The sequence below is a fragment of the Cellulophaga geojensis KL-A genome, assembly GCF_000568425.1.
Lineage (GTDB): Bacteria > Bacteroidota > Bacteroidia > Flavobacteriales > Flavobacteriaceae > Cellulophaga > Cellulophaga lytica.
Genome location: NZ_ARZX01000001.1, coordinates 361,047 through 385,477 on the forward strand (window position 1 = coordinate 361,047; position 24,431 = coordinate 385,477).

The 24,431-nt window shown below is 31.8% G+C and carries 27 protein-coding genes; 4 read left to right on the forward strand and 23 right to left on the reverse strand.

Translation table 11 applies throughout. The features are described 5' to 3' along the window. Positions 1–115: 115 nt before the first annotated feature. The 4 genes from fabD to KLA_RS01685 form a co-directional block, all read right to left on the reverse strand. On the reverse strand, positions 116–1,000 hold the full coding sequence (gene fabD, locus KLA_RS01670; protein WP_013621472.1) for an ACP S-malonyltransferase: 885 nt from the start codon (positions 998–1,000) through the stop codon (positions 116–118). Between the two features lie 72 nt (positions 1,001–1,072). Then, positions 1,073–1,591, reverse strand: a complete 519-nt coding sequence (locus tag KLA_RS01675; protein ID WP_034643145.1) for a gamma carbonic anhydrase family protein — start codon at positions 1,589–1,591, stop codon at positions 1,073–1,075. Between the two features lie 21 nt (positions 1,592–1,612). Continuing rightward, on the reverse strand, positions 1,613–2,344 hold the full coding sequence (locus KLA_RS01680) for a LytR/AlgR family response regulator transcription factor (RefSeq protein WP_013621470.1): 732 nt from the start codon (positions 2,342–2,344) through the stop codon (positions 1,613–1,615). A gap of 28 nt (positions 2,345–2,372) precedes the next feature. Then, complete coding sequence (locus KLA_RS01685) at positions 2,373–4,565, reverse strand: histidine kinase (RefSeq protein ID WP_034643147.1); 2,193 nt, start codon at positions 4,563–4,565, stop codon at positions 2,373–2,375. A 210-nt stretch (positions 4,566–4,775) separates the two neighbouring features. On the opposite strand from KLA_RS01685, the gene KLA_RS01690 reads away from it, so the two are divergent. Continuing rightward, on the forward strand, positions 4,776–5,951 hold the full coding sequence (locus tag KLA_RS01690) for a vWA domain-containing protein (RefSeq protein WP_034643149.1): 1,176 nt from the start codon (positions 4,776–4,778) through the stop codon (positions 5,949–5,951). A gap of 61 nt (positions 5,952–6,012) precedes the next feature. Here KLA_RS01690 and KLA_RS01695 read toward each other — a convergent pair whose 3' ends face one another. Further along, positions 6,013–7,038, reverse strand: coding sequence for a type IX secretion system membrane protein PorP/SprF (locus tag KLA_RS01695; protein WP_013621467.1), 1,026 nt, complete (start codon positions 7,036–7,038; stop codon positions 6,013–6,015). Positions 7,039–7,156: 118 nt separating this feature from the next. Between KLA_RS01695 and KLA_RS01700 the strand changes: the two genes are divergently transcribed. The 3 genes from KLA_RS01700 (at position 7,157) to KLA_RS01710 (ending at position 9,467) form a co-directional block, all read left to right on the forward strand. Next, a complete protein-coding gene (locus tag KLA_RS01700) occupies positions 7,157–8,059 on the forward strand; it encodes a NifU family protein (protein ID WP_034643151.1) in 903 nt (300 codons plus the stop codon). A 60-nt stretch (positions 8,060–8,119) separates the two neighbouring features. Next, positions 8,120–8,320: a dodecin family protein gene (locus KLA_RS01705; protein WP_013621465.1), complete on the forward strand. Its 201-nt coding sequence runs from the start codon at positions 8,120–8,122 to the stop codon at positions 8,318–8,320. Between the two features lie 325 nt (positions 8,321–8,645). After that, a complete protein-coding gene (locus KLA_RS01710; protein ID WP_013621464.1) occupies positions 8,646–9,467 on the forward strand; it encodes a mechanosensitive ion channel family protein in 822 nt (273 codons plus the stop codon). 53 nt (positions 9,468–9,520) lie between these two features. Here KLA_RS01710 and tsaB read toward each other — a convergent pair whose 3' ends face one another. From tsaB to gcvH, 18 genes are all read right to left on the reverse strand, one after another. After that, positions 9,521–10,204 carry a tRNA (adenosine(37)-N6)-threonylcarbamoyltransferase complex dimerization subunit type 1 TsaB gene (gene tsaB / locus KLA_RS01715; RefSeq protein ID WP_013621463.1) on the reverse strand — a complete coding sequence of 228 codons (684 nt, stop codon included), beginning with the start codon at positions 10,202–10,204 and terminating at the stop codon, positions 9,521–9,523. 82 nt (positions 10,205–10,286) lie between these two features. Then, positions 10,287–11,618, reverse strand: coding sequence for a TolC family protein (locus KLA_RS01720; protein WP_034643154.1), 1,332 nt, complete (start codon positions 11,616–11,618; stop codon positions 10,287–10,289). A gap of 35 nt (positions 11,619–11,653) precedes the next feature. Then, positions 11,654–12,790 (reverse strand): efflux RND transporter periplasmic adaptor subunit, encoded by a 1,137-nt coding sequence (locus tag KLA_RS01725; RefSeq protein WP_034643157.1) that lies wholly within the window; start codon positions 12,788–12,790, stop codon positions 11,654–11,656. 32 nt (positions 12,791–12,822) lie between these two features. After that, positions 12,823–14,085 (reverse strand): ABC transporter permease, encoded by a 1,263-nt coding sequence (locus tag KLA_RS01730; RefSeq protein ID WP_013621460.1) that lies wholly within the window; start codon positions 14,083–14,085, stop codon positions 12,823–12,825. 1 nt (position 14,086) lies between these two features. Further along, positions 14,087–15,316, reverse strand: a complete 1,230-nt coding sequence (locus tag KLA_RS01735) for an ABC transporter permease (RefSeq protein WP_013621459.1) — start codon at positions 15,314–15,316, stop codon at positions 14,087–14,089. Next, complete coding sequence (locus KLA_RS01740) at positions 15,309–16,010, reverse strand: ABC transporter ATP-binding protein (RefSeq protein WP_013621458.1); 702 nt, start codon at positions 16,008–16,010, stop codon at positions 15,309–15,311. Before KLA_RS01740 ends, KLA_RS01735 begins: the two co-directional genes overlap by 8 nt. Positions 16,011–16,264: 254 nt before the next feature. Further along, positions 16,265–16,477, reverse strand: a complete 213-nt coding sequence (locus KLA_RS01745; RefSeq protein ID WP_013621457.1) for a hypothetical protein — start codon at positions 16,475–16,477, stop codon at positions 16,265–16,267. Positions 16,478–16,487: 10 nt separating this feature from the next. After that, positions 16,488–17,027, reverse strand: coding sequence for a DUF420 domain-containing protein (locus KLA_RS01750; RefSeq protein ID WP_013621456.1), 540 nt, complete (start codon positions 17,025–17,027; stop codon positions 16,488–16,490). After that, positions 17,020–17,748 (reverse strand): SCO family protein, encoded by a 729-nt coding sequence (locus KLA_RS01755; protein WP_034643160.1) that lies wholly within the window; start codon positions 17,746–17,748, stop codon positions 17,020–17,022. Before KLA_RS01755 ends, KLA_RS01750 begins: the two co-directional genes overlap by 8 nt. A 16-nt stretch (positions 17,749–17,764) precedes the next feature. Then, positions 17,765–18,394, reverse strand: coding sequence for a hypothetical protein (locus tag KLA_RS01760; protein WP_013621454.1), 630 nt, complete (start codon positions 18,392–18,394; stop codon positions 17,765–17,767). Positions 18,395–18,461: 67 nt separating this feature from the next. Beyond that, a complete protein-coding gene (locus KLA_RS01765) occupies positions 18,462–18,902 on the reverse strand; it encodes a cytochrome C oxidase subunit IV family protein (protein WP_013621453.1) in 441 nt (146 codons plus the stop codon). A 49-nt stretch (positions 18,903–18,951) separates the two neighbouring features. Beyond that, positions 18,952–19,932, reverse strand: a complete 981-nt coding sequence (locus KLA_RS01770; protein WP_013621452.1) for a cytochrome c oxidase subunit 3 — start codon at positions 19,930–19,932, stop codon at positions 18,952–18,954. 160 nt (positions 19,933–20,092) lie between these two features. Further along, positions 20,093–20,674: a heme-copper oxidase subunit III gene (locus KLA_RS01775; RefSeq protein ID WP_034643161.1), complete on the reverse strand. Its 582-nt coding sequence runs from the start codon at positions 20,672–20,674 to the stop codon at positions 20,093–20,095. Between the two features lie 56 nt (positions 20,675–20,730). Next, positions 20,731–21,630: a heme o synthase gene (gene cyoE, locus KLA_RS01780; protein ID WP_013621450.1), complete on the reverse strand. Its 900-nt coding sequence runs from the start codon at positions 21,628–21,630 to the stop codon at positions 20,731–20,733. 153 nt (positions 21,631–21,783) lie between these two features. Then, positions 21,784–22,584: an energy transducer TonB gene (locus tag KLA_RS01785; protein ID WP_051456019.1), complete on the reverse strand. Its 801-nt coding sequence runs from the start codon at positions 22,582–22,584 to the stop codon at positions 21,784–21,786. Between the two features lie 160 nt (positions 22,585–22,744). After that, complete coding sequence (locus KLA_RS01790) at positions 22,745–23,467, reverse strand: energy transducer TonB (protein ID WP_013621448.1); 723 nt, start codon at positions 23,465–23,467, stop codon at positions 22,745–22,747. 61 nt (positions 23,468–23,528) lie between these two features. Further along, positions 23,529–23,921, reverse strand: a complete 393-nt coding sequence (locus tag KLA_RS01795) for a VanZ family protein (RefSeq protein ID WP_051456020.1) — start codon at positions 23,919–23,921, stop codon at positions 23,529–23,531. Continuing rightward, on the reverse strand, positions 23,914–24,294 hold the full coding sequence (gcvH, locus tag KLA_RS01800; RefSeq protein WP_013621446.1) for a glycine cleavage system protein GcvH: 381 nt from the start codon (positions 24,292–24,294) through the stop codon (positions 23,914–23,916). Before gcvH ends, KLA_RS01795 begins: the two co-directional genes overlap by 8 nt. Positions 24,295–24,431: the final 137 nt, after the last annotated feature.

Sequence of the window (24,431 nt, forward strand, 5' to 3'; positions counted from 1 at the left end):
AGACTACAATATTAAACAAAATGCCATTCGTCGATAAACATAATCGACAAAGGACATATTTTACCCCCAAGTAACAGTTATTGCCTGTAACTTTACTTATTTATTTGTGAGGCATTTAAGCTAATTCTGCCGATGTAGTTTCTGATGCTCTATTAATTTTTTTCACCAAGCCTTGTAAAACTTTACCAGGACCAACTTCTGTAAATAATGTTGCACCATCTGCAACCATATTTTGCACACTTTGTGTCCATTTTACAGGAGCTGTTAATTGTGATATTAAATTCTTCTTTATTTCCTCTGCATTTTTTACCGCCGTAGTAGGTACATTTTGGTAAATTGGGCAACTTGGCTCACTAAAAGTTGTATTTTCTATAGCTGCAGCTAACTCTTCTCTTGCTGGCTCCATTAAAGGCGAGTGAAATGCGCCACCAACTGGTAATAACAAGGCCCTTCTGGCACCTGCTTCTTTTAATTTTTCACAAGCAGCATTAATTGCTTCTACTTCTCCAGAAATAACCAATTGCCCTGGACAGTTATAATTTGCAGCAACAACAACACCGTCAATTTCTTCGCAAACTTTTTCTACAACAGCATCTTCTAAACCTAAAACAGCTGCCATTGTACTAGATTGCATTTCGCAAGCTTTTTGCATTGCTAAAGCTCTTTTAGATACTAGTTTTAAACCGTCTTCAAAAGTTAGTGTTCCATTTGCTACTAATGCTGAAAATTCTCCTAATGAATGCCCTGCAACCATATCTGGTTTAAAAGTATCTCCCATTACTTTACTCATTATAACAGAGTGCAAGTATATTGCTGGTTGTGTAACTTTAGTTTGCTTTAAGTCTTCTGGTGTACCTTCAAACATAATGTCTGTAATACGAAAACCTAATATGTCATTTGCTTTTTCAAATAATTCTTGTGCCAAAGGGTACTTCTCATAAAGGTCTAACCCCATTCCTACAAACTGTGCTCCTTGACCAGGAAATATATATGCATTCATCTTTTTTATTTTTTAAATTGATTGACAAAAATAAGTAAACTTATGTAGAACGCATATTGCTTTTATCAAAGTTTATTCCTTGTCTTTAAACCAACTAGAATATGTTACGTAATTATTAGCTATGCGGTTCACTTCTCCTTCGCTCAATTCTGTGCTTATATCCTTAATCTTCTTTGCTGGCATACCTGCAAATACCGTTCCAGAAGGTATATGCGTACCTTTTGTTACAACTGCGCCTGCAGCAATAATGCTATTACTTTCTACCACACAATCATCCATTACAATACTTCCCATACCTATTAAAACATTGTCTTTAATAGTACAACCGTGCACAATTGCATTGTGGCCAATAGATACGTTATTACCAATTGTAGTAGGACTTTTTTTGTAAGTACAATGTACAACTGCACCGTCTTGTACGTTTACTTTATCTCCCATTTTTATAAAATGTACATCTCCACGTAATACAGCATTATACCAAACACTACATTGTTTACCCATTACCACATCACCAACAATAGTTGCATTTTCTGCTATAAAACAGTCTTCTCCTATTTGTGGTGATTTACCATTTACTTCTTTACAAATCATTTACGTATAAAGTTTAAAAAATTATTCAAAATAAGATAAAAGCGCTTTCTTTTTAGATGCAGAAACCAATAACTCTTTACCATTGTGTAAAACCACACTACCACCTTTACCTTTCTTATATTTAGCTATAGCATTTACGTTTACTAGGTACGATTTATGAATGCGTGCAAACGGAAAATCTTCCATTGCTTCTTCAAAATACTTTAGTGTTTTACTTACTAATATCTTTTTATTATCTAGGTAAATTTCGGTATAATTATCATCGGCTTTGCAAAAAAGAATATCAGCAACATTTAAAACCTGAAAACCATCTTGCTGCGGTAATGTTATTTTACCATCTATTTTATTAGTTTTTGGCTGTAAAATTTGGTCTTCCAAAGCATTTTCTTTACTTCTAATTTCACCTACATATTCTACCGCCTTAATTAACTCGTCTATATTAATGGGTTTCATTAAATAATACGCTGCATGACTATTTAAAGCATCCATTGCATACTGGTTATATGCGGTAACAAAAACAGTTTCAAAAGTTCTGTTAGGCACTTGGTCTAGCAAATCAAAAGCATTGCCAAATGGCATTTCTACATCTAAAAAAATTAAATCGGGTTGGTGTTTATTTATCAGCTCTAAGCCTTCTTTTATAGATGCTGCTTCACCAAGTAAATTTACACTAGCACAATATTTAGATAAGTAATTGGTTAAAATTTCTCTACTATTAGCTTCGTCTTCAACTATAATTGCGTTTAATTTCATTTCTTTATTTTTTAATAACCAACTACTACTAATCTTTTTTTAAGGTTAGCGTAACTTTTGTTCCTGTTCCATTACTGCTTAAGTCTGTAACAACAACATCTACCTTATCCTTATACATACTATTTAAAATAGCAACTCTTTTTTTAATATTACCCATTCCTTTAGAGCGTTGCTTTTTTTGATTTTGCGTTTTTAACTCGGCAGATTTTTTTCTTCCTATACCATTGTCCTCTATAGTAATTTCTATTGCCTCTTTATTTTTTTGTTTTAGGTTGATGTTTAAATACCCTAATTCGTTTTTGTAGCGTAATCCGTGCCAAATAGCATTTTCTATATAAGGTTGAAGCAGCATTGGCGGAATTTGAAAAGCTGCAACATCTATATTAGGGTCTGTTGTTATAGAGTAATTAAATTTATCTGGAAAACGAGAATGTTCTAACTTAACATACAACTCTAACAACTCTAACTCTTTTGTTAACGGTATAAAATCTTCCTCAGAATTTTCTAAAACGGCACGCATTAAGGTAGAAAACTCACTTAAAAAACGGTTTGCACTACGTTCATCACTCTTAGAAATGTAATTATTAACAGAATTAAGGGCATTAAAAATAAAATGCGGATTCATTTGTGAGCGTAATGATTTTAATGCCAAAAGGTTGTTTGCTAACTTTTGCTGCTTATTGCTTCTGTAAAAGAAAAATGCTGCAATACCAAAAAGAAACATACCCAAAACTAAAGCGTAAATTATAATTTTTTGCTTGGTAGATGTTGTTGTGTACAAATCTTGCTTAGTCTGTTCCAAACTAGACTTACTTTCATAAAGTTCCTTATCCTTTTCTAAACCAGTTATACGGTTTTGCTTTTCTGCTATTTGTTTACTTAAGCGCTCTGCTCTAGATATTTCTTGTTCTTTACGCGCATACAACGTATCTGCTACAGCTGCATATTTTTTATAGGTTTCTAAAGCTCTAGTATAATCTCCCTTATCATCATACACTTCAGATAGTTTGCGTGTTGCGTCCTTTTGCACTACTAAATCATCTTCAATAGCTGCTTCAGAAATACTTTCTTCTAAATACGGTATAGCCTCATCTAACTTATCTTGTACAATTAAGTTAGTTGCAATTTTGTAATTTATGCGTTGCCTAGTTATTGGCACCTCTACTTTATCTAATGTAGTACTTCTTTTTTCTACTTTCTTCTTAGCTGAGTTTTCTAAAAGCTCTATGTCTTCTAAACTCTGCTTTCTAAGCTTCATTTCTTCATTATACAGATTGTTTTTATTATAAAAATCTGCAGCTCTTTCACTTACCTCTAAAGCACGTTGTGGAGCCTCTGACTCAGCAGATTTTAACGAGTTTTTAAAGTAACCTACTGCCTCTTTAGTTTGGTTAGCATCACCATAAGCCTCTGCTATTTTGGTATTTAAATCTGTAATTTTTGGCTTTACAAGTTCTTTTTTAGCTATGTCTAAACCTTTAGTATAGTTACCTACTGCTTGTTGGGTATTTTTCACCCCTTTATAAGCATCACCCAAACCTTCATACACAAGTATTTTTTGGTACATAGACAGTTTTTTATTGCTTAGTAACGTTGTAAAAAGTGTCTGTGATTTTTTGTATTCTTTATTTAAAAGATAAGCATTGGCTAACAATAACTGAGACTCACCTGTAGTGTTATAAGTTAAAGACTCCTTGTAATTATCAACAGCAAGGTCGTACTGCTTATGATATTGGTATATTTCACCTAATAAGGCGTAAGATACTGCACGCTCTTTATTATTACCTCTTTTACCTAATTGCTCCAAAGAAAGCCTAATATAGTCTATACTTTTCCCTATATCTGTTTTTTTAAATTGCTTGGCAGAATCTATATACATTTTATGCAAAGCACTTTTGCTTATTTGCGTATCCTCATCTAAACCTTCTACCAAAACATCTACATCTTCATCATCTTTAATCCGATATTCTACAGTTTCAAATTCTAAACTTTTAAACAATAAATAATCTCCAACTTCTGCTTTTATGCGGTAAGCTCCAAAAGCATCTGTATATACAACACTGCCACTAGTAGCAGAAACTTCTACACCAGAAATAGGACTTCTTTTTTCTTTAGTTTTTACTGTACCCTTTATGGTAAGTTTTTTAGTAGTATTAACCTGAGAAAAAGCAATTGCTGTTACAAACAACAATAAAAATAGTATGTGCTTTTTTAACTTCATTTTTACAATTAGATATGGTAAACTTAGTTGTTTTATCTGACTATAAAAAATGCTAAAATGCTGCTTTAGCTATAAAAACCTCTGCTTAAGACCTCCTTACAAAGTTTACTGGTTTGTTTACTCACTCAAAATACCAGTTCCCTCATTACCTGTTTTTAATTATAAACATTAAAAATACTTTTACCCTGTAACAAATAAAAAAGTAACAAGATGAAAAATGTAAAACAAATAGCAAGCATAGCATTACTAACCTTTTTTGTAGGAAGCACTTTAAGTTGCGAGGCAAAAAGTAAAAAGGAAATAACTTTAGCCACACAAGCTTTAGTAGAAACTAAAAAGCCAGATAAAAATGTAGTTAAAGTAGCCTTGTTATTAGACACTAGTAATAGTATGGACGGATTAATAAACCAAGCAAAGGCACAGCTTTGGGATATTGTAAATAAATTTAGCTATGTAAAATGTGGTAATGAAGACAGACCCCAATTACAAATTGCATTGTATGAGTACGGTAACAGTACTATTGAAAAACAAGACGGTTACATTAAACAAGTAATTGGTTTTAGTACAGATTTGGATGAAATATCTGAAAAGCTATTTTCTTTAACTACCAATGGTGGAGATGAGTATTGTGGCCAAGCAATAAGCACGTCTATTAAAGATTTAGATTGGGGCAAAAACCCTGATAACTTAAAAATGATATTTATTGCTGGCAACGAACCCTTTAACCAAGGCAAAATAGATTATAAAGATGCTACGTCTGATGCTAAGGAAAAAGGTATAATAGTAAATACTATTTTTTGTGGAGACTATAACCAAGGTGCAAATAGCTACTGGAAAAGTGGTGCACAATTAACAGGTGGAGAATACATTGCTATTAACCACAATAAAAAAGTTATACATATAGATACACCTTATGATGATGTAATTATTACGCTTAATAAAAAATTAAACAAAACATATGTGTCTTACGGTAGTTTAGGCAGTTCTAAAATGGCATTACAATCTGTACAAGATGATAAAGCTGCAGAAATGGAAGAAGCTGTTATAGTAAAAAGAGCAGTTAGCAAAAGCTCCAGACTGTATAATAATGCCTCTTGGGATTTAGTGGATGCTTCTAAAAACAAAAACTTTAATGTATCTAAGATAGAGAAAAAGCAATTACCAAAAGAGCTACAAAATAAAACTAATAAAGAAATTGAAGCTTTTATTGAAACTAAAAAAATAGAACGAAAAAATATTCAGCAACAAATTAAAGAAGCAAACCAAAAACGTGAAGCTTATATTGCTAAAAACCAAAAAGAAGGTTCTAAAGGCGAGTTAGAAAATGCAATGATTTCTGCCATTGTAAAGCAAGGAAAAAGCAAAAATTACACTTGGGACAAATAAACTACAGATAAAAAAAAGCCTGTGATTAAAAGATCACAGGCTTTTATATATTTTATTTTTTTTAATAATTTACAGCAGGGCACTTACAGTCAAATCTTTTTTCTGATACTTGTCCAAAATTATAACCTAAAGTTAGTTGATGAAAACCTCCATTATCAAACCTAATATCTCCCATTTGATAAGAGTAATTGTAAGACACTAAAAAGTTTTTATAGTTTACACCTACAATAGGTGTAATTAATTGTAATCTTTGTTCTTTAGTACTTCCGCTTGTATTTTGGTACAAAGCACCATCAAAACTACGCCTGTATGATATTCCTCCCCAAAGTGTACCAAAGTCCATACTACGGTAAACTTTAGCATTCATATCTATAGTTTTTTCTTTGGTAAAATCTGTCATTTGCAACATTAAAGATGGCTCTAATTGCCAATCTCCTTTGCCAAAAACATAGCCTGCAGACAATACGTATCTTCTTAAATTGTCTACAACAGTAGCATTTGGGTCATCTGCTCTGTCTTTATAATACACATTACGCTTGCTATTTAATACATTTAAAATAGTAGCATGCGCATAAAACTCCATATAGTTATATGATGCTCCCAAATCCATATTATAGTATGATGAGCTAATGTTTCCACCAGTAATAATAGGGTCTGGCGTAACAGAATTAAACTCACTTTCATCTAAATTACTCTGCATAATACCAGCACTAATACCAAAAGAAAGCTGATTTAAGTTTCGTAAATCTCTAGAAAAACGCAAATGGTGTGCGTAAGTTAATTTTACACCTGTTTGTGAATGGTAACCGTTAGCATCATTAAAGATAATTGCACCAACACCACTTTTCTCATTTAATCTAAAATGTGCATTTATAGTTTGTAAGTTAGGAGCTTCTTCTACATCAAACCATTGTTTTCTAATAGTTGCTCTAATTTTTCCTCCTTCACCTATACCTGCCATAGACGGGTGCACTAAGTAATAGTTATCCGATAAATAATCAAAATAGACCGGTATTCCTTCTTGTGCTGTTACACTAGAAACACCAAGCAACAAGAAAGAAAACAAGGCCAAGTATATGTTTTTCATAAATAAGGGCTAAAAGTCCAAAAGTATTAAATTTATATTAAAACGTTTACAACCACAATATTATTATGTATGCTATGAGTGATTTTGTTTGTACTTTTGTAAAAATTATTTTTTTAAGATGAAAGAGCACAATATAACTATATATACAACAACAAATCCGGCTATTTTAAAGTTTGAAACAAATCACTTTATAACAAAAAATAATAGCTACGAGTATAAAAATATTGATGAAGCTAAAAACTCGCCTCTAGCACAACAGTTATTTTATTTACCTTTTATAAAAACTGTTTATATATCTGGTAACTTTATAGCATTAGAGCGTTTTGATATTGTTGCTTGGGATGATGTTAGAGATGAAGTTGCACAACAATTAGTAGATTATTTAAATAGTGGCGAAGTTGTGGTACATGAACAAGAAGATCCACAAAGTGTGCCTGCAACAGTATACGCAGAAAACACACCTAACCCAGCAGCTATGCGTTTTGTGGCTAATAAATTAATTGTACCAACAATTTTTGAGTTTAAAAACAAAGAAGAAGCAAAAGATTCTGACTTAGCTACAACTTTATTTCAATTCCCATATGTTAAAGAAGTCTTTTTAGATGAAAACTATGTTTCTGTTACAAAAACAGATGAAGCAGATTGGAATGAAATAACGCTAGAATTAAGAGAAAGCATTCAGGCTTTTTTAACTGAAGGAAAAGAAGTTGTATCTGCCAATAGCATAAGTAAGCAAAAACAAGAAGCGCCTGCTACACAATTACAAGATGAAAACTTAGACGATACCTCTAAACAAATTATAGATATTTTAGAAGAGTATGTAAAACCTGCTGTAGCTAGTGATGGCGGCAACATTATGTTTAAGTCTTATGATGAAAATACCAAAAAAGTAAATGTAATTTTACAAGGAGCATGTAGTGGTTGTCCGTCTTCAACTTTTACCCTTAAAAACGGTATAGAAAATATGCTAAAAAATATGATGGGAGACAAAATTGGAGAGGTAGTTGCCTTAAATGGTTAACAATCAGTTTTAAATGTGAATTAATTTTGCTATTTTTAGAGAAATCTAAACACATTAATTATGGCAATTTTAAAAGTTATTGAAGTATTATCTAACTCTGATAAGAGTTGGGAAGACGCAACAAAAAAAGCAGTTGTGCAAGCATCTAAATCTGTAAAAAACATTAAATCTGTTTATGTGCAGGACCAAAGCGCAATTGTAAATGATGGTGAAGTAACAGAATTTAGAGTAAACCTTAAAATTACTTTTGAAGTAAAATAACGTTTACTACACAGAATAACACAAACAAATAGTGCCTAACGGGCGCTATTTGCATTTTAAAGCACTATTAATTTTACTTTAAATTAACTTTTTAAACTATTAGTAATTATTAATAAAATAAGCCATTACAAGGTCTTTACAGTCTTAAATTAAAATTTACATACAATTACCAATACAACAAATAAACAATTGATAAAGACAGCCTAATAAAGTTACACGGCATTATTTTTAAACCATTAAAATGAGTATGAATATAATGTTAAAGCCCATTTATAAAACTATATTTTTTCTTTGCTTTGCATAAAAACATTAAATAAATATGAAGATGGATTTCTTATCAGACTACGAAGAATATGCAGAAAAATTTATAGGAAAGTTTTGGGAGTTTTTACCAGACCTAATAGCGGCAGCTTTAATATTAATTGTTGGATTATGGGTTACTAAATTTATTAATCGTATGGTTGCTAAATTCTTTTCGGTTAAGGATTATGACCCAACTCTAGAATCTTTTTTACAGAGCTTTATAAAAATTGCTCTTAAAGTAGTTTTATTTGTATTAGTAATTACACAATTAGGCGTACAATCTTCTTCTCTAGTAGCTGTTATAGGTGCCGCTGGTTTAGCAATTGGTTTAGCTTTACAGGGTTCTTTAGCTAATTTTGCTGGTGGTGTTTTAATTTTATTGTTTAAGCCTTTTAAGGTTGGAGATTTTATAACAGCACAAGGTATAGACGGTACAGTTAAAGAAATATCTATTTTTACTACCAAGCTAAATACTTTTGGTAACCAAGTTGCAATTATACCAAACGGCGAATTGTCTAACAACAACATTGTAAACTACAATATAGAAAGTACACGTAGAGATAAAATTACAGTTGGCATTGGTTATAGCTCTAATATTAAACTAGCTAAAGAAATACTTTTACAAATTTGTAGCGAAAAAGAAACAATATTAAAAGATCCTGCGCCAGAGGTATATGTTGCAGAACTTGCAGATAGCTCTGTAAACCTTTCATTACGTTTTTGGGCTAAAAACGAAGATTTTTGGGAAGCACACTTTTACGTTATGGAAGAATTAAAACTTAGGTTTGATGATAATAACATTGAAATTCCTTTTCCACAACGTGTTATGTATCAAGGTCAATAATTAAATTTTAAATAAATAAAACCATAACCTCATTTAACTACCGTTAAATGAGGTTATTTTTTGGATTTAGGTTTTTGAAGCATAAAATCCTTTAAATAATAAGGCTCAAAATAAGCCACATCTTCTAAAGCTACATTTGTAAACTTTACAAAAGACAATGCACACATTTCTTTTGCAGAAGGTACAGCATCTAAAATATATACTGCTTTATTACTTTGTAACGTATCTTTAATTTTGGCTGCTCCAGAACCTATAAAATGTACTTTATTATACGTGCTTAGCACATCTTCATAGGAAGTTTCATCAATAATTTTTGCCTCTGTTTGTGTAACTTGGTTGTAATCTGTGTCATAAACAGCAGAGTACACTTCCATACGCCTTGCATCTAAAACAGCAACAACAGCCTCATTCTTTTTTGGTTTTGTTTGATGCGCTAAACTAGATAACGTGGCAACAGAAATTAGTGGTATATCTAAAGAGAAACATAATCCTTTAGCTGCAGAAACTCCAATTCTTAACCCTGTATAAGAACCAGGACCTTTACTTACTGCAATTGCATTAATATCTGTTATTGATAATGATGCATTTTGTAACACTTCCTCTATAAAAATATGCAACTGTTCTGCATGCGAAAAACTAGCGCTATTAAATTCTTTTAGCGCTAACATTTTACCGTCTTTAGCCACACTTACAGAGCAGTTAGTAGTAGCTGTTTCTATATTTAAGATAATTGCCATAGCTTACAAATATACAAGTTATAACACAAAAAAAGTCCATTAAACAATTAGCTCAACGGACTTTTTATGTTGTATAGTAAGTTTACTCTAGTGTAACTGGTATACCGTAGTAAATTTCTAATATTTTAATTCTAAAGATGTAATTATACTTTGCGTTTACAACATCTATAGCTGCATTATCTAATCTAGATTGTGACTGACTAAAATCAAAAGCATTCATTAAACCAACATCAAAACGTTCTTTAGCAAAATCATACGCTTGCTTCCTTGCATCGTACGTTTTTTGCGCTGCCTCATATCTTTTTCCAAAAGACCTAACATCTAAGTAAGCCTGGTTAATGTTTGCTTCTAATGCTAATTTTTCTTGCTCTGCTTGCAGTTTAGTTTGCTCTAAATTAAGTTTAGACCTTCTAATGTTATTACGTACACTAAAACCGTTAAAAACAGGCACACTTAAACTCATACCATAACCAATACCATCATTCTCTGATAACTGATCTGTAAAACTTGCATTAGTAATACGTTTAACAAAACTAGAGTAACTAGTATTATAACCAACAGATGCACTAAGTGTAGGATACAGAGCCCCTTTAGCTATTTTAACATCTTTTTCTGCTATATCTATATTAGTCTCTGCCAATTTTATATTACCTCTAATTGTAAGTGCTTTATCATACACTTCCTTAGCCGTATAATTGTATATTTCTGATGGAGGAACATTATAAGTGGACTCTGCTATATCAAAATTTTGATAATCTGTAATTTGTAATAATTGAGCCAAAAATAACCTTCTTAAAACAACATTATTTTCTCCATTTACTTTTTGTTGCTCATAATCTGCAATAGTAGCTTCTAGCTCTAGCAAATCTCCTTTTGGCACAGTACCAGCTTCAACTAGTGCTTTTGTACGTTCGTAATCTTGATCAGAAATTTCTGCCTGAAGTTCTACCACCTTTAAAGACTCTTTGGCTGCTAATATATCTAAATAAGCATTTGCTACATTAAGCACAATGTTGTCTTTTATACCATCTAACCTATATTGACTAGCAATGGTATTTAATTTTGCTTTATTAAAGTTATGTATGTTACGTAAACCGTTAAAAAGTGTAACTCCAGAAGATACACCAGCGTTTAAAGAGAAAAACGTACCTGACACCCTTTGATTTGTAGTTTGATCAAAACCAGAACCCTTACTCCATGAACCATTAGTTGAACCATTTAAGTTTGGTAAAAAATCTCCCAAAGCATCAGACTCTCCTAATTTTGCACTTTGCAATTGCAGCTCTAATTGTTCTACGTCTATATTGTTTTCTAGTGCATAATTTATACACTCTTCAATACTCCATTTTTTTTGCTGTGCGTTAGTTAGCCCAACAACAAATAGAAGCAGTACTATTGTTATTTTAAGTTTCATATATTTTAGTTTGATGATTTTACTGTTTTTACCTACTATTCTTCGTCAGTAGTTTTTTCTTCATCATCACCTTTTTTAATAGGCTCAGTTTTGTTCCAAATTTTAACAGCATCATTTTCTGTAAGTCCAGATAGTATTTCTACGTTTACACCATCAGAAATACCAATTTCAATATCTTTACGCTCAAACTGCTGATCACCTTTAGCAACTTCTACATAAGGTTTATCTGTATTTTTATCAAACTGTAATAATGCTTCTGGTAATACCATAACATCATTTTTCTTTTCTAATATAAAAGATGCATTTGCGCTATAACCAGCACGTATCATTACACCTTCATCAACCACAACATCACCCTCAATTTTAAATTGAACAGCACCTGTTTCTTCCACTCCCTTTGGCGCAATAAATCTTAATTTAGCATCAAATTCCTTATCATCTACAGCTCCTAAACTAACTTTTAAAGGCATACCAACTTTAAGTTTTCCTACTTCACCTTCATCTACTTTACCCTCAAAAATCATTTTTTTAAGGTCTGCAATAGATGCTATAGTTGTACCATCATTAAAGTTATTACTTTCAATTACCTGGTCTCCTTCCTCTACAGGAATTTCTAAAATTGTACCACTTACTGTTGCTCTAATATTTGTATTTGCACTAGAAGAACCACCAGCAGAACCTTTTCTAATAATTTGATAATCTGCTTGTGCATTAGATACATCTTGTTGAGCTTGGTCATACCTTAGTTTAATATTATCAAACTCTTGTTTAGAAATAACGTCCTTTTCAAATAACAAATTATTTCTTTCAAACTCTAATTTTACATTATTTAATGCCAATTGGGCAGTTTTAACTCTACCACTAGCTTGGTTTAAAGACTGCTCATTAGGCACAACTTTAATAACGGCAATTAAATCTCCAGACTTAACCTCTACTCCTTCTTCTAAATATATTTTTTCAATAATTCCAGAAATTTGAGGCTTAATTTCTACTTCTTCCTCCGGTACTAATTTACCAGTAGCAACAGATTTTTTCTCTATACTAGAGATAAATGGTTTTTTTGTTTCATAAGAAATTGAAGACTTACTATTTGTCTTAATAAAGAAGGCTGCTGCCCACAATACAGCCAATACAGCTACCACTATTAGTGTATATTTTAGCACTTTATTCATTTTGATTGATTTAGTTATATTTAGTTATTATTTTATTCTTCTCTTAATGCATCTATTGGTTTAATACTTACAGCTCTTTGCGCAGGTATTAAGCCTATTAATGTTCCCAAAACTACCATTATACCTAATGCACCTAACACATAGGATATTGGTAAAGTAGGGTTTGTATATGGAAAATCTGTTCCTTGCGTAGCCGCATCTATACAAAACAATACAAATGCCCCTAACACAATACCCATAATACCAGAAACAACTGTTAAAAAAACAGACTCTAGTAGAATTAGGTTACGTACCTCTCTAGGTGTTGCTCCTAAAGCACGCCTAACACCTAACTCTTTAGTACGTTCTTTTACAGATATTAGTAATATATTACCAATACTAATTACACCTGCTAATATGGTTGCTATGCCTACTATTAAAGACAAAAATGTAAGTCCTTTTGCAAAGCCAGTAATTCTATTAAAAATTTCTCCTAAGTTAAAAGCTCCAATAGCTCTTTCATCATCAGGATTAACTCTGTGTATACTTTTTAATACCGCTTTTACATCTTTTTCTGCTTGTATAACATCTGCATCATCATAAGCTGCAATTGTTAGCCAATCTACATTTTCTCCTGTATTGTATAATTTTTTATAGGTAGAGTACGGTATATACATATCTGTATCGCCTTCAAAGCCACCACCAGGAACGTATTTATGTACACCTACTATTTGAAAATAAATATTATCTACCCTAACAAATTCTCCTATTGGGTTTTCTCCTTCTTCAAAAAGTTCTTTTTCTGTACGCTCTCCTATAACTACAACTTTACGAGCTTGCTCTATATCTTCATCATTTATAAAACGACCACCATCATATATTTTCTTGGTTGCTATTTTTGTATAAATAGGAAAATCTCCGTAAACAGGTGCTGTACCAGATTTTTGTCCTCTAACCACTGCTGCCTGGCTACCACCAAATACTCCTTTTGCGTTTCTTGGAGCTATGTATTGTATTTCAGGAATTCTGTTTTTTAATGTATTTACATCATCTAATTTTAATTGTAAAGAACGTCCCGTTTTAAACCCTTCATAAGGCATACTTGTACTCTGTGCCCAAACAAACATACTGTTCATTGCTGTACTCTCAAAAGCACGTTCAAAACCGTTATCCAAACCTTTTGCTGCACCAGCTAAGGCTATGTATATAAAAATTCCCCAAAGCACACCAACTACGGTAATTGCTGTTCTGGTTTTATTTTTTCCAATAGAACCAAAAATCTCTTGCCAAGTATTACTATCAAATATAAACTTCATACTATTCGTCTCTTAATGCTACAATTGGTTTAATCTTGGCCGCTTTTCTGGCTGGCACATATCCTGCAAGTGCACCACATATTATTAATAGAATGGTTGCAAAAATTGCAATTCCGGTGTCTATATATGGGTCGGTAATAAAATAATCTTCTAAAGTATCTCCCATTGCATTGAGGAGTACTGTACCTAAAATCATCCCTATAAAACCAGATATTGTGGTAATAAAAATAGACTCTAACAAAATGGTACTAATTACAGATTTAGGCGTAGCACCTAGTGCTTTACGTATACCTAATTCTTTAGTACGCTCTTTAACAACAAAAACCATAATATTACTAATACCTATAATACCCGCTATAATAGTCCCAAATGCTACAAAAGAAACTATAATTTGCAACACACTTGCTAGTTGCTGATTTTGCTTTAGCTGATCTGCAATGTTTCTAATAAACAACCCATTTTCATCATTAGGATTGATAAACTTTTTGCTTTTAAGATATTTTTCTAAGCTATTTTCTAAAGACATAGCTCCAGAGTATCCTATTTGTGGCCTAAAACCAAGAACTATTTGACCTATTTTGTCTGTGTTTTTTTCTATAAGTTGCCTTGTAGTGTACGGAATGTAAATTTTTCGTTCTTCATTATCTCCACCATCATCCTGAAAAACCCCTATAACTTTAAAAGAACTACCTGCAATATCAATATATTCTCCAAGAGATTCTTCTCCTTTAAACAAATCTTTTTCTACCAACCTACCAATAACTGCATACTTGGTTTTGTCTTTTATATCTTGATTGTTGATATAACGACCCTTCATTATTATAGTCTTCTCATTAAATTGATGAGAAGGAGCTACACCCATATTAGTATAATTATTAGACTCGTTTTTGTATTTAACCAAACCGCCCCTAGTAATTCTTGGCGTAACATAGTCTACAAACATTGCAAAGTTTTTTTCAATGTCCTCAAGGTCACTATTATCAAACTCTATTTGCCTATCTGCTTTGTAACCCGAATAAGGAACAGATGTTCTACCAGGAAATATAAAGAATACGTTGGTTGCATCATCTCCAAAAAATTTAGCAAACGTATTTGTAAGTCCGTTACCAAAGCCAAAAAGTACAACAAAAATGAAAATACCTATTGCTACTGTAAAACCAGACAAAAAAGTCCTAAGCTTATTTTTTTGAATAGTTTCAAAAATTTCTTTCCAAGCGTCTCTACTAAACATACTGCGAAGCTCTTACTTGGTCCACCTTTTTATCTTCTACAATTACACCATCTTTTAAGTGCACAATACGTTTACACATATCTGCAATGTCTGGCTCGTGCGTAACTATTAAAATAGTATTTCCGGCGTCATTAATCTTTTGTAAAAGATCCATAACCTCATAAGACGTTTTACTATCTAAGGCACCTGTTGGCTCATCTGCCATTAATACTTTAGGTTCTGCTGCCAAGGCTCTAGCAATAGCCACACGTTGTTTTTGTCCTCCAGAAAGCTCACTAGGTAAATGGCCTGCCCATTGTTTTAAGCCTACTTGCTCTAAATACTTAAGTGCTTTTACTTGGCGTTCTTTTCTGCTAACACCTTGGTAATATAAAGGAAGTGCTACATTTTCTGCTGCACTTTTGTAATTGATAAGATTGAAAGATTGGAAGATAAACCCTAAGAATTTATTTCTGTACTTAGCCGCCTTTGTTTCATTAAGATTTACAATTGGCACACCATCTAAAGTGTAAGTACCTTCATCTAAAACGTCTAACATTCCTAAAATGTTTAGGAGTGTAGATTTTCCAGATCCTGAAGAACCCATAATGGCTACAAGTTCTCCTTCTTCTACATTAAAATTAATGCCTTTTAAAACGTGTAACGAGTTGCTACCCATTTTGTAAGACTTATGAAGGTCTTTTATTTCTATCATTGGTGTTAGTTTTTTTGGCTTTGTACTTAGTACATCTGTAAGACTACCCAACTTATATTTAGTTACACATAAAATGTGAAAAAAATGTTAAAGTTAAATACGGTACAATCACAATAGCCCTAAAGTCTTTAAAAATGTACTTTTTATAACCTATAAGAAATTATAAAAAAAGTTACAATAGTAAAATACTGGTACAAGTATGCTAAGAAAACTAAAATTATATAACGTTATTACTAACGGAATGTTAAAAGTAACTAAGCCTTCATTTTTTTGTAAACAAAATAAAATAATACACCTACTAAAACATAGGGCACAGCCATAAGGTACTTTATTCCATTATTTACGCCTTCTGCTACAGCAACATTTCCTTCACTTTCTAAAACAGCCCTACACATAGCACATTGTGCTTCTGATGTCTGCGGAATTAAAAACAAGAATATAACAGCAAAAAATAATATTTTTTTCATAACGGTAGGTTTAAACATAATAAGGAGATATCATTACGTATACAATAACACCCGTAACAGCTACATACAACCAAATTGGAAATGTAATTTTTGCGAGTTTTCTATGCGCATTATACTGTTTTAAATAGGCTTTAGCATAGGTTTTCATAACTAAAGGAATTATTATAATAGATAGTATTATATGTGTAATTAGTATAAATAAGTAAATGTACTTAACAATACCCTCTCCACCATAAGCCGTAGATTCTGATGTCATATGATAGGCTATATACATCACTAAAAATGCTAATGAGAAAACAATACAAGTAGTCATTAAATTTTGATGTAGTTTTTGTTTGCCATTTTTTATAGCAATAACAGCCGCAATTAAAAACACTGCCGTAACGCCGTTAATAGTAGCATAAATAGGAGGCAAAAAAGATAAAGGTTCTACGTTAGGTATTTTAACACGAAACAAAAGTGCTACAACAACAGGCACAATAATAGATACAATAGTAATTATTGTATTAAACCTTTTTTCCTTAAAATTCACATCTTCAATCTTACTCATCTAACAACTTTTTAATATCTTCTTTTAATATGCTAATTTGTTCTTTTTCTCCTTCATCATTAGCACCTTCTTCTTCAGAAATTGTTCCCCTGTAATATATAATTGGGTTTCCAAACTCATCTACTCTAGAGCGTATGTAACCTCTTTTATCTACTAAGGCAAACATACCAGAATGTTCAAAACCGCCAGGTACATTAGGGTTTTGTTGTGCAAATATATTAAAGCCTTGGTTAGCAAGTTTATATATTTCATCTCTTTGCCCTGTCATTAAATGCCAATCTAAATTTGTAATACCGTAAGTTTCTGTATACTTTTTTAATGTAGTTGGTGTATCTGTTTTAGGATCTATACTAAATGATGCTATTCCAAAATTCTCTACATCTTTAAAGCTATTTTGAATCTGTACTAAGTTTTTGGTCATTACAGGACAAATGGTTGGACAAGAAGTAAAAAAGAATTCGACAATATACACTTTACCTAAATAATCTCTATTGGTTACAACTAAACTATCTTGATTAATAAAGGTAAACTCTGGCACTCTTTTTTTACTACCATTGATTTCTACGTATGCAAGGTCTCCTTTGTTATCCTTTTTGTTCATACGGTCATTCTCAACTATGGCATCATCCTTAATTCTGCTTACTATTTTAGGTATAAAAATAATTCCGAACACTAAAATTATAAACGAAATCCAGATATAGTTATAATTTTTCTTCTTCATACAATAGAGTTTATTATTACTTACGCTCTGCGTTATTCTTTTTTAATGCCATACGGTATTCTGCTAAAATGATTTTTACGTCATCTTCCATCTTATTATTTAACTCCGCTACAGAAATAGTGTTAAATCCGTATTTAGTACCTTCATCTTCATCATCTGTTCTACCGCGTAGATTTAAATCTTTATCCACTATAAATACATAAGGAGAGCTTAAATCGTCTTCTAAAACAATATCAGTCTTTAGTTCTTTATGAAACGATTGTATTTGAGATGCGTTACCGTAAACAAATTTCCAGTTTTTAATATCTGCCAATACAGACAATTCTTTTTTAAGCTTTTCAACCTCTTGTTCTTGCCCATTGGCCACAAGCATTACAAATTGAAAATCTTTAAACTCAAAAAAGTGTTTGTATATTTTTTGATTTAAATTAAATGCAGTTCCTTTTTTCTGATCTACATTGTTACCCAAAAAACCTACAATAGATATTTTGTTTTTTAAATGTGTATCTGTAGTAAAAGCTGTTAAATCGCTAACATTTTCTGTTAGCACAGGAAGCCTACCAAAATTATGTATGCCACTGGCAAAAAAAAGGTAAGCTACAATTGGTAGTATAAATAAAACTACCATTACAAAGGTTTTTTTCATAATGGTACAAAAATAAAAAAAGACGGTCTAAAAACCGCCTTTATGTATTGTTAAATGATGCTAAATGTTAGAAGTTCCACTTTATAAAACCACTGTGGTAAACATCATAAATGTAACTACCTTCTGTAAGTAGTATAAACACTAAATAACTAATTAAAAATACTGGTGTCCATACTATAGATCTTCTAAATCCTTTTTTCTCGTCACGTAAGTGCATAAAGTCCCAAGCAATGTAATATGCCTTAACTATTGTAAGCACAATAAAAATTAAGTTTAGAGGCTTTAAATAGATAAATGGAGACAATAAAAAATTCATTGTAGAACCAAGTATACCTGGTTCAAAAGCAGATATTAATGGTTTCATTAATACCGTTGGTTTATAGATACCTAAAACTACTTCTATTAAAGTTACAAAAGATAAGAATGCTAATACACCCCATATTTTTTGAATGTTATTTTTAAACTTCCAACGCCCTCTAAAAATTTCTAATTTATGTTCGTGTGCCATTTTATACTATATTATTATACGTAATGTAATTTTTTTTTAAAAACTGCTATTATACAAGGTAGAAGAAGGTAAATACAAATACCCAAACTAAATCTACAAAGTGCCAATAAAGACCAACTTTTTCTACCATTTCATAATGCCCTCTGCGCTCATAAGTACCTATAATTACATTAAAGAAAATAATGATATTAATTAATACACCAGAGAATACGTGGAAACCGTGAAAACCAGTAATAAAGAAAAAGAAATCTGCAAACAATCTGCTTCCGTACTCATTGTGAATTAGGTTTGCCCCTTCTACTACGTATTTAGATCCAGCTAATCTTTTTAAAGATTCCTCTCTAGATAAAACTATCTTATGTCCGTCTTCATTAATATTTTCTACTCTTACTAATATATTTGGATCTGCTTTAAAACCTGTTACAACTTCATTAACTGAGTATGATGGCAAAGCACTTTCTCCAAAAAACCAAACACCTTTATTATTTGTATGGTCTATTCTTTCTTCATGTAAAGGAGTTGCAAAATCTCTAATTGCAGCTCTCTCTCCTGTGTCTGCATTAACAAACTGTAGTATTCTACCACCTTTTGTTTCAATAGCTCCAAAATCACCTTTAATAAAGGTAGCCCATTCCCAAGCTTGTGAACTTAAGAATATAATACCACCAATTACAGTAAAGAACATGTACCAAATAACACTATTCTTTTTCATTTTATGACCTGCATCTACAGCTAATACCATAGTTACAGAAGACATAATTAAAATAAATGTCATTATAGCAACATAAATCATAGGATAGTTACCGTGAACTAAAGGAACGTGTGTAAACACTTCATCTGCTATAGGCCAGCTATCTGCAAATTTAAATCTAGAAAATCCGTAAGCAGCTATAAAGCCCGAAAAAGTTAATGCATCAGAAACGATGAAAAACCACATCATCATTTTACCATAGCTAGCGCCTAAAGGTTTGTTATTACTTCCTCCGCTCCAAACACTTTCTGCTGTACCTGTTGTTACCGTAGTATCCATATACAATTTAAAATTTATAAACTAAGAACGCTTAACTACGCTCTATTATTTTTAAAAAACACTTAAATAAACCTTAAGTCTAATTAAGTTTCGCAAATTTACATTTTTTTCGGCTATACAAAAACCAAATTTTAACTGAAATTAACTTTATTTCTATTTATTATCGATATAAATAGAAAAACAAGATTAAATAAACCCATAACAAATCTAAGAAATGCCAAAAGGTTGCTCCAATTTCTAAACCATTAACCTCTGTAGATGAGTACTTACCTCTAATTTGGTTAACTATTACCACTATTAAAGATACAAGTCCGGCTACTACGTGAGCAACGTGTACTACAGCAATTAAAAATATATAAGACATTGTTATGCTACTTGTTGGTCCTGTAAAGTAAAAACCATTCCCTATTAACTGAGAAAAACCAACAAATTGTAATATTATAAAAGCTATACCCAACACTAAAGTAGTCCACAAATATATGGCTGCTTGTGACTTTTTATCTTTTTTAGTTGCTTGTACAGCTAAAAAGTATGTAATACTACTTACTACAATAATTAAAGTACTCCAGAAAAAAGCAGATGGCAAATCAAAATCTTTTAACCAATCTTCTCTAGAACTACTAACAATGTAAGCACTTGTCCATCCCGCAAATGCCATAATTAAACTAACAATACCAAACCAAAGCATCATTTTTTTAGCATTGTCTGATTTTTGTTTTTCTGACTTATGAGTTAAATCCATTTAGTAAAACTTATTTATTTTATAAGGCAATATTATAGTTGCCCACTACTATTTTATTACACAAACTTATCTACCACATATACCACTTGCATAAGTGTAATATAAGTAACACTGGCCAACATTAATTTTCTTGCAGATGCATTGTCTCTATTATCAAACAAACGAAAAGCAAAAAACAACATTACGCCACCCATTATAAATACAATTACGGCTGCCACTACAGATAATTGTAATGTTCCAGTAACACCAAAAGCAGGCACTACAGAAATTAACATCATCCAAACCGTATACATTATTATCTGAATAATTGTTCCTTTGTCTTTTTTACCGGTTGGCAACATTTTAAATCCTCCTTTTTTATAATCTTCATCTAACATCCAACCCAAAGCCCAAAAGTGAGGAAATTGCCAAAAAAACTGAATCATAAATAACGTCCCCGGTTCTATTCCAAATTCATTAGTTGCTGCAACCCAACCCAGCATAAAAGGTATTGCCCCAGGAAAAGCCCCTACAAAAACCGCTAACGGAGTAATGGTTTTTAACGGTGTATAAACGCAGGTATATAAAAATATTGATATTGCTCCAAACATTGCTGTCTTTGGATTTACAAAATACAAAGAAACAATACCCGCTATGGTCATAGCTATTGCCACTACAGATGCCGTTGTAACCGTCATTCTACCAGAAGGAATAGGTCTGTTTTTTGTACGGTTCATTAACGCATCTAAATCTTTTTCTATAATTTGATTAAATGCATTTGATGCCCCTACCATACAGTAACCGCCAAAAGCTAAAAGTAATAGTACTGTAAAATCTATTTTATCTGCGCCTAAGAAATAACCAGCTATTGAAGAAAAAACTACACTTACAGCTAGCCTCGCCTTTGTTATTTCTTTAAAATCTGCAAATGCCGAAACATCTGTAGCTTCTTTTACTGTACCAACCGCAGTTTTCATTCTTATTTTTTATGGACTGCAAAGATATAACCTAAATGATTTCTTTACAACCAATTATGAAGGTTTATATTTTTGTTAAAATTTTTACCCAATACAAATAAAAAGGCCTGCTTATTTACCATAAGCAGACCTAATATTGATAGACAATTAACACTATTCCAATTTAAAATTAATTGGTATTGAATAAGGTACTACAACATTGCTTTTCCCTTGCTTACCCGGAGTCATTTGTGGCAACTTAGAAATAATGCGTTGTGCTTCTTTTTCTAATATTTTAGACGGACCTCTCATTTGAACATCTTTTACCACGCCATCTGTACCAATTTTAAACATTACACTTACCCTACCTTGCTCTCGCATTTCTATTGCTGCATCTGGATACCTAAAATAGCGTTTAACGTGCTTTTGCATTTTTTCATTAAAACAGTCCTTTCTTTTTTCTTTAGCTACTTTTTCACAACCAGGAAATATTGGAACCTCCTCAACAACATCTAAAGGAATTATTGGATCTTCTATAATTTTATGTTCTACAATGCTACTAACTGCTACAGGTTCTTCTGGGTCTGACTCAGTATCGTCTATAAAATCTGTAAAATCCTCAACTGCATTATCTGGAGTAATTTTAATTTTATCAGGATTTACCACTGTTTTTGCCAAAACCTTAACTTTTGGTTTATCCTCTTCTACTTTAAAATTATTAAGGTCTGGGTGGTACTCCACCATTTCTCTCTCTTGCACTACTGGCTTAGTAGTATTTTCTTCTACAAATGCATAAGAAGACTCTAAAGCCAAATAAACTAAGCCCATTGCCACAACTAAACCAATTTGAAAGTTTAAGAAGCTGTTTTTTCGTAAATTTGCATCGTGCTTACTCTTTTTTGGAGTTGCATTGGTAGACGCTCTGTTGTTTCCATTGCCGTGGAAACCAACAGAATTTTCTGTGTTTGTTTTCATAATACTATTTTTATTTGTTACAATTATGTTAAAACACAAATAGTATACCAAAAAACCCCAAGCAATAGCTTGGGGTTTAATTTTTTACAGAAAAAAAAGAATAAAAAAATCCGAACCTAATTGGTTCGGATTTTTTTTATATATTTTTAAGCGTATTTGCTTATTGTAATCTAAATGTAATAGGTAAACTAAATGGAACACGTACAGCTCTACCTCTTTGCTTACCAGGAGTCATCTTAGGAAGTTTACCAATAATTCTGGCAGCTTCTTTTTCTAAGTTTTTATCTGGACCACGCATTTGAACTTGACCAATAGAACCGTCTTTTTGAATAACAAAACGTACACTTACTCTACCCTGAATACCCATTTCTTGAGCAATTTCTGGATATTGGAAATGCTTTCTAATGTGCTTGTTCATTTTTTCGTTGAAACAATCTCTTAAAGCCTTAGCTCCTTTTTTCTTTACTTTTTCACATCCAGGAAAAATTGGAACATCTTCAATTACAGAAAAAGGTACATCTACATCTACTTCTACTTCTTCTTCAACAACATCTTCAACATCCATTACTTCCTCTTCCTCATCAGACTCAGTATCCTGAATAACAGATTCCTCTACTTCTACATCATCTTCAACAACAGCAATTTCTTCTGGTGCTGCTGGTGGTGGCGGTGGAGGTGGTGGAGTTTTAATCTGTTCTGTCATTGGAACTTCTTCATCTAACATATCATCAACATTCTGTGTAATGTCGTATGTATTATCTTCATCGTATTTTTTGTACTCTAGTGCACGCCAAACTATAAACATAACAAGAGCCAGTCCTATTGCAAAATAAAGACTGCTGTTTTTTGTTAAGTCAGCTTGTGGATTTTTCTTTGGTTCCATAGGTTTTAATTTAGTGTTCGCTAATTTAAATAAATATTATCTAATTAAGCAATTAATTTTTTCATTTTAATATTCTTTCTTTTAAAAAAAGTTGCTTTGCAACAAATAATCCTACAAAAACACCTATTGTATTGGCTACAAAATCTAAAAATTCTGCGCTTCTGGTAACGGTGATTGTGTGCTGTAATATCTCAATAATTATGCCATATACAATTAAAATAAAGGCTAAATACCAAATAATTAATGTTTTAACTTTTTTTATGTTAAAAAACTCTTTTAAAGACAACACACCAAGTAATGTGGCTACACTATAAAAAGTGAAATGTACTAGCTTATCTATATATGGTATTTTAACAGAAGGAAGATCTGTATTACTGAAAGAAAATAAGCTGAGTAATGTAATTAACACTACCCAGCTTATAAATAATATGGTATAAATTGGCTTTTTAACCACCAATTAAATCTTTATAATCAGCATCAGACATTAATTCTTGTGCCTGTGAAGCATCACTAATTTTAATTTTAATCATCCAACCATCTCCATAAGGATCTGTATTTACCTTTTCTGGCTCATCTTCTAAAGACTCATTAAACTCAATTATTTCTCCTGATAATGGCAAAAATAAATCTGAAACAGTTTTAACGGCTTCAACAGTACCAAAAACCTCATCTTTATCTAAGGTCTCATCTAGTGTTTCTACCTCAACATAAACAATGTCTCCTAACTCACCCTGAGCAAAATCTGTAATTCCTACAGTGGCAACATCGCCATCTATTTTAACCCACTCGTGATCCTTAGTATACTTTAATTCTGATGGTATGTTCATTTTAGTATCATTTTAATTAATGCAGCAAATGTAACAGATAAAAAATGATTTGAAAATTATTTATTTTGAAAAATTACAAGAAATAATTCTTTTTAAAACAGCTACTTAATATTTACCAGTAAAACACTTACAAAACT

Excerpts from the sequence above, each read along its gene's own strand:
- KLA_RS01735 (WP_013621459.1), bottom strand. The coding sequence starts at position 15,316 with ATGTTTAGTAGAGACGCTTGGAAAGAAATTTTTGAAACTATTCAAAAA.
- KLA_RS01755 (WP_034643160.1), bottom strand. The coding sequence starts at position 17,748 with ATGAAGAAGAAAAATTATAACTATATCTGGATTTCGTTTATAATTTTA.
- fabD (WP_013621472.1), bottom strand. The coding sequence starts at position 1,000 with ATGAATGCATATATATTTCCTGGTCAAGGAGCACAGTTTGTAGGAATG.
- KLA_RS01730 (WP_013621460.1), bottom strand. The coding sequence starts at position 14,085 with ATGAAGTTTATATTTGATAGTAATACTTGGCAAGAGATTTTTGGTTCT.
- KLA_RS01740 (WP_013621458.1), bottom strand. The coding sequence starts at position 16,010 with ATGATAGAAATAAAAGACCTTCATAAGTCTTACAAAATGGGTAGCAAC.
- gcvH (WP_013621446.1), bottom strand. The coding sequence starts at position 24,294 with ATGAACATACCATCAGAATTAAAGTATACTAAGGATCACGAGTGGGTT.
- KLA_RS01785 (WP_051456019.1), bottom strand. The coding sequence starts at position 22,584 with ATGAAAACAAACACAGAAAATTCTGTTGGTTTCCACGGCAATGGAAAC.
- KLA_RS01750 (WP_013621456.1), bottom strand. The coding sequence starts at position 17,027 with ATGAGTAAGATTGAAGATGTGAATTTTAAGGAAAAAAGGTTTAATACA.
- KLA_RS01710 (WP_013621464.1), top strand. The coding sequence starts at position 8,646 with ATGGATTTCTTATCAGACTACGAAGAATATGCAGAAAAATTTATAGGA.
- KLA_RS01690 (WP_034643149.1), top strand. The coding sequence starts at position 4,776 with ATGAAAAATGTAAAACAAATAGCAAGCATAGCATTACTAACCTTTTTT.
- cyoE (WP_013621450.1), bottom strand. The coding sequence starts at position 21,630 with ATGAAAACTGCGGTTGGTACAGTAAAAGAAGCTACAGATGTTTCGGCA.
- KLA_RS01760 (WP_013621454.1), bottom strand. The coding sequence starts at position 18,394 with ATGAAAAAAACCTTTGTAATGGTAGTTTTATTTATACTACCAATTGTA.
- tsaB (WP_013621463.1), bottom strand. The coding sequence starts at position 10,204 with ATGGCAATTATCTTAAATATAGAAACAGCTACTACTAACTGCTCTGTA.
- KLA_RS01790 (WP_013621448.1), bottom strand. The coding sequence starts at position 23,467 with ATGGAACCAAAGAAAAATCCACAAGCTGACTTAACAAAAAACAGCAGT.
- KLA_RS01775 (WP_034643161.1), bottom strand. The coding sequence starts at position 20,674 with ATGGATTTAACTCATAAGTCAGAAAAACAAAAATCAGACAATGCTAAA.
- KLA_RS01770 (WP_013621452.1), bottom strand. The coding sequence starts at position 19,932 with ATGGATACTACGGTAACAACAGGTACAGCAGAAAGTGTTTGGAGCGGA.
- KLA_RS01680 (WP_013621470.1), bottom strand. The coding sequence starts at position 2,344 with ATGAAATTAAACGCAATTATAGTTGAAGACGAAGCTAATAGTAGAGAA.
- KLA_RS01705 (WP_013621465.1), top strand. The coding sequence starts at position 8,120 with ATGGCAATTTTAAAAGTTATTGAAGTATTATCTAACTCTGATAAGAGT.
- KLA_RS01685 (WP_034643147.1), bottom strand. The coding sequence starts at position 4,565 with ATGAAGTTAAAAAAGCACATACTATTTTTATTGTTGTTTGTAACAGCA.
- KLA_RS01675 (WP_034643145.1), bottom strand. The coding sequence starts at position 1,591 with ATGATTTGTAAAGAAGTAAATGGTAAATCACCACAAATAGGAGAAGAC.
- KLA_RS01700 (WP_034643151.1), top strand. The coding sequence starts at position 7,157 with ATGAAAGAGCACAATATAACTATATATACAACAACAAATCCGGCTATT.
- KLA_RS01725 (WP_034643157.1), bottom strand. The coding sequence starts at position 12,790 with ATGAATAAAGTGCTAAAATATACACTAATAGTGGTAGCTGTATTGGCT.
- KLA_RS01765 (WP_013621453.1), bottom strand. The coding sequence starts at position 18,902 with ATGGCACACGAACATAAATTAGAAATTTTTAGAGGGCGTTGGAAGTTT.
- KLA_RS01695 (WP_013621467.1), bottom strand. The coding sequence starts at position 7,038 with ATGAAAAACATATACTTGGCCTTGTTTTCTTTCTTGTTGCTTGGTGTT.
- KLA_RS01720 (WP_034643154.1), bottom strand. The coding sequence starts at position 11,618 with ATGAAACTTAAAATAACAATAGTACTGCTTCTATTTGTTGTTGGGCTA.
- KLA_RS01745 (WP_013621457.1), bottom strand. The coding sequence starts at position 16,477 with ATGAAAAAAATATTATTTTTTGCTGTTATATTCTTGTTTTTAATTCCG.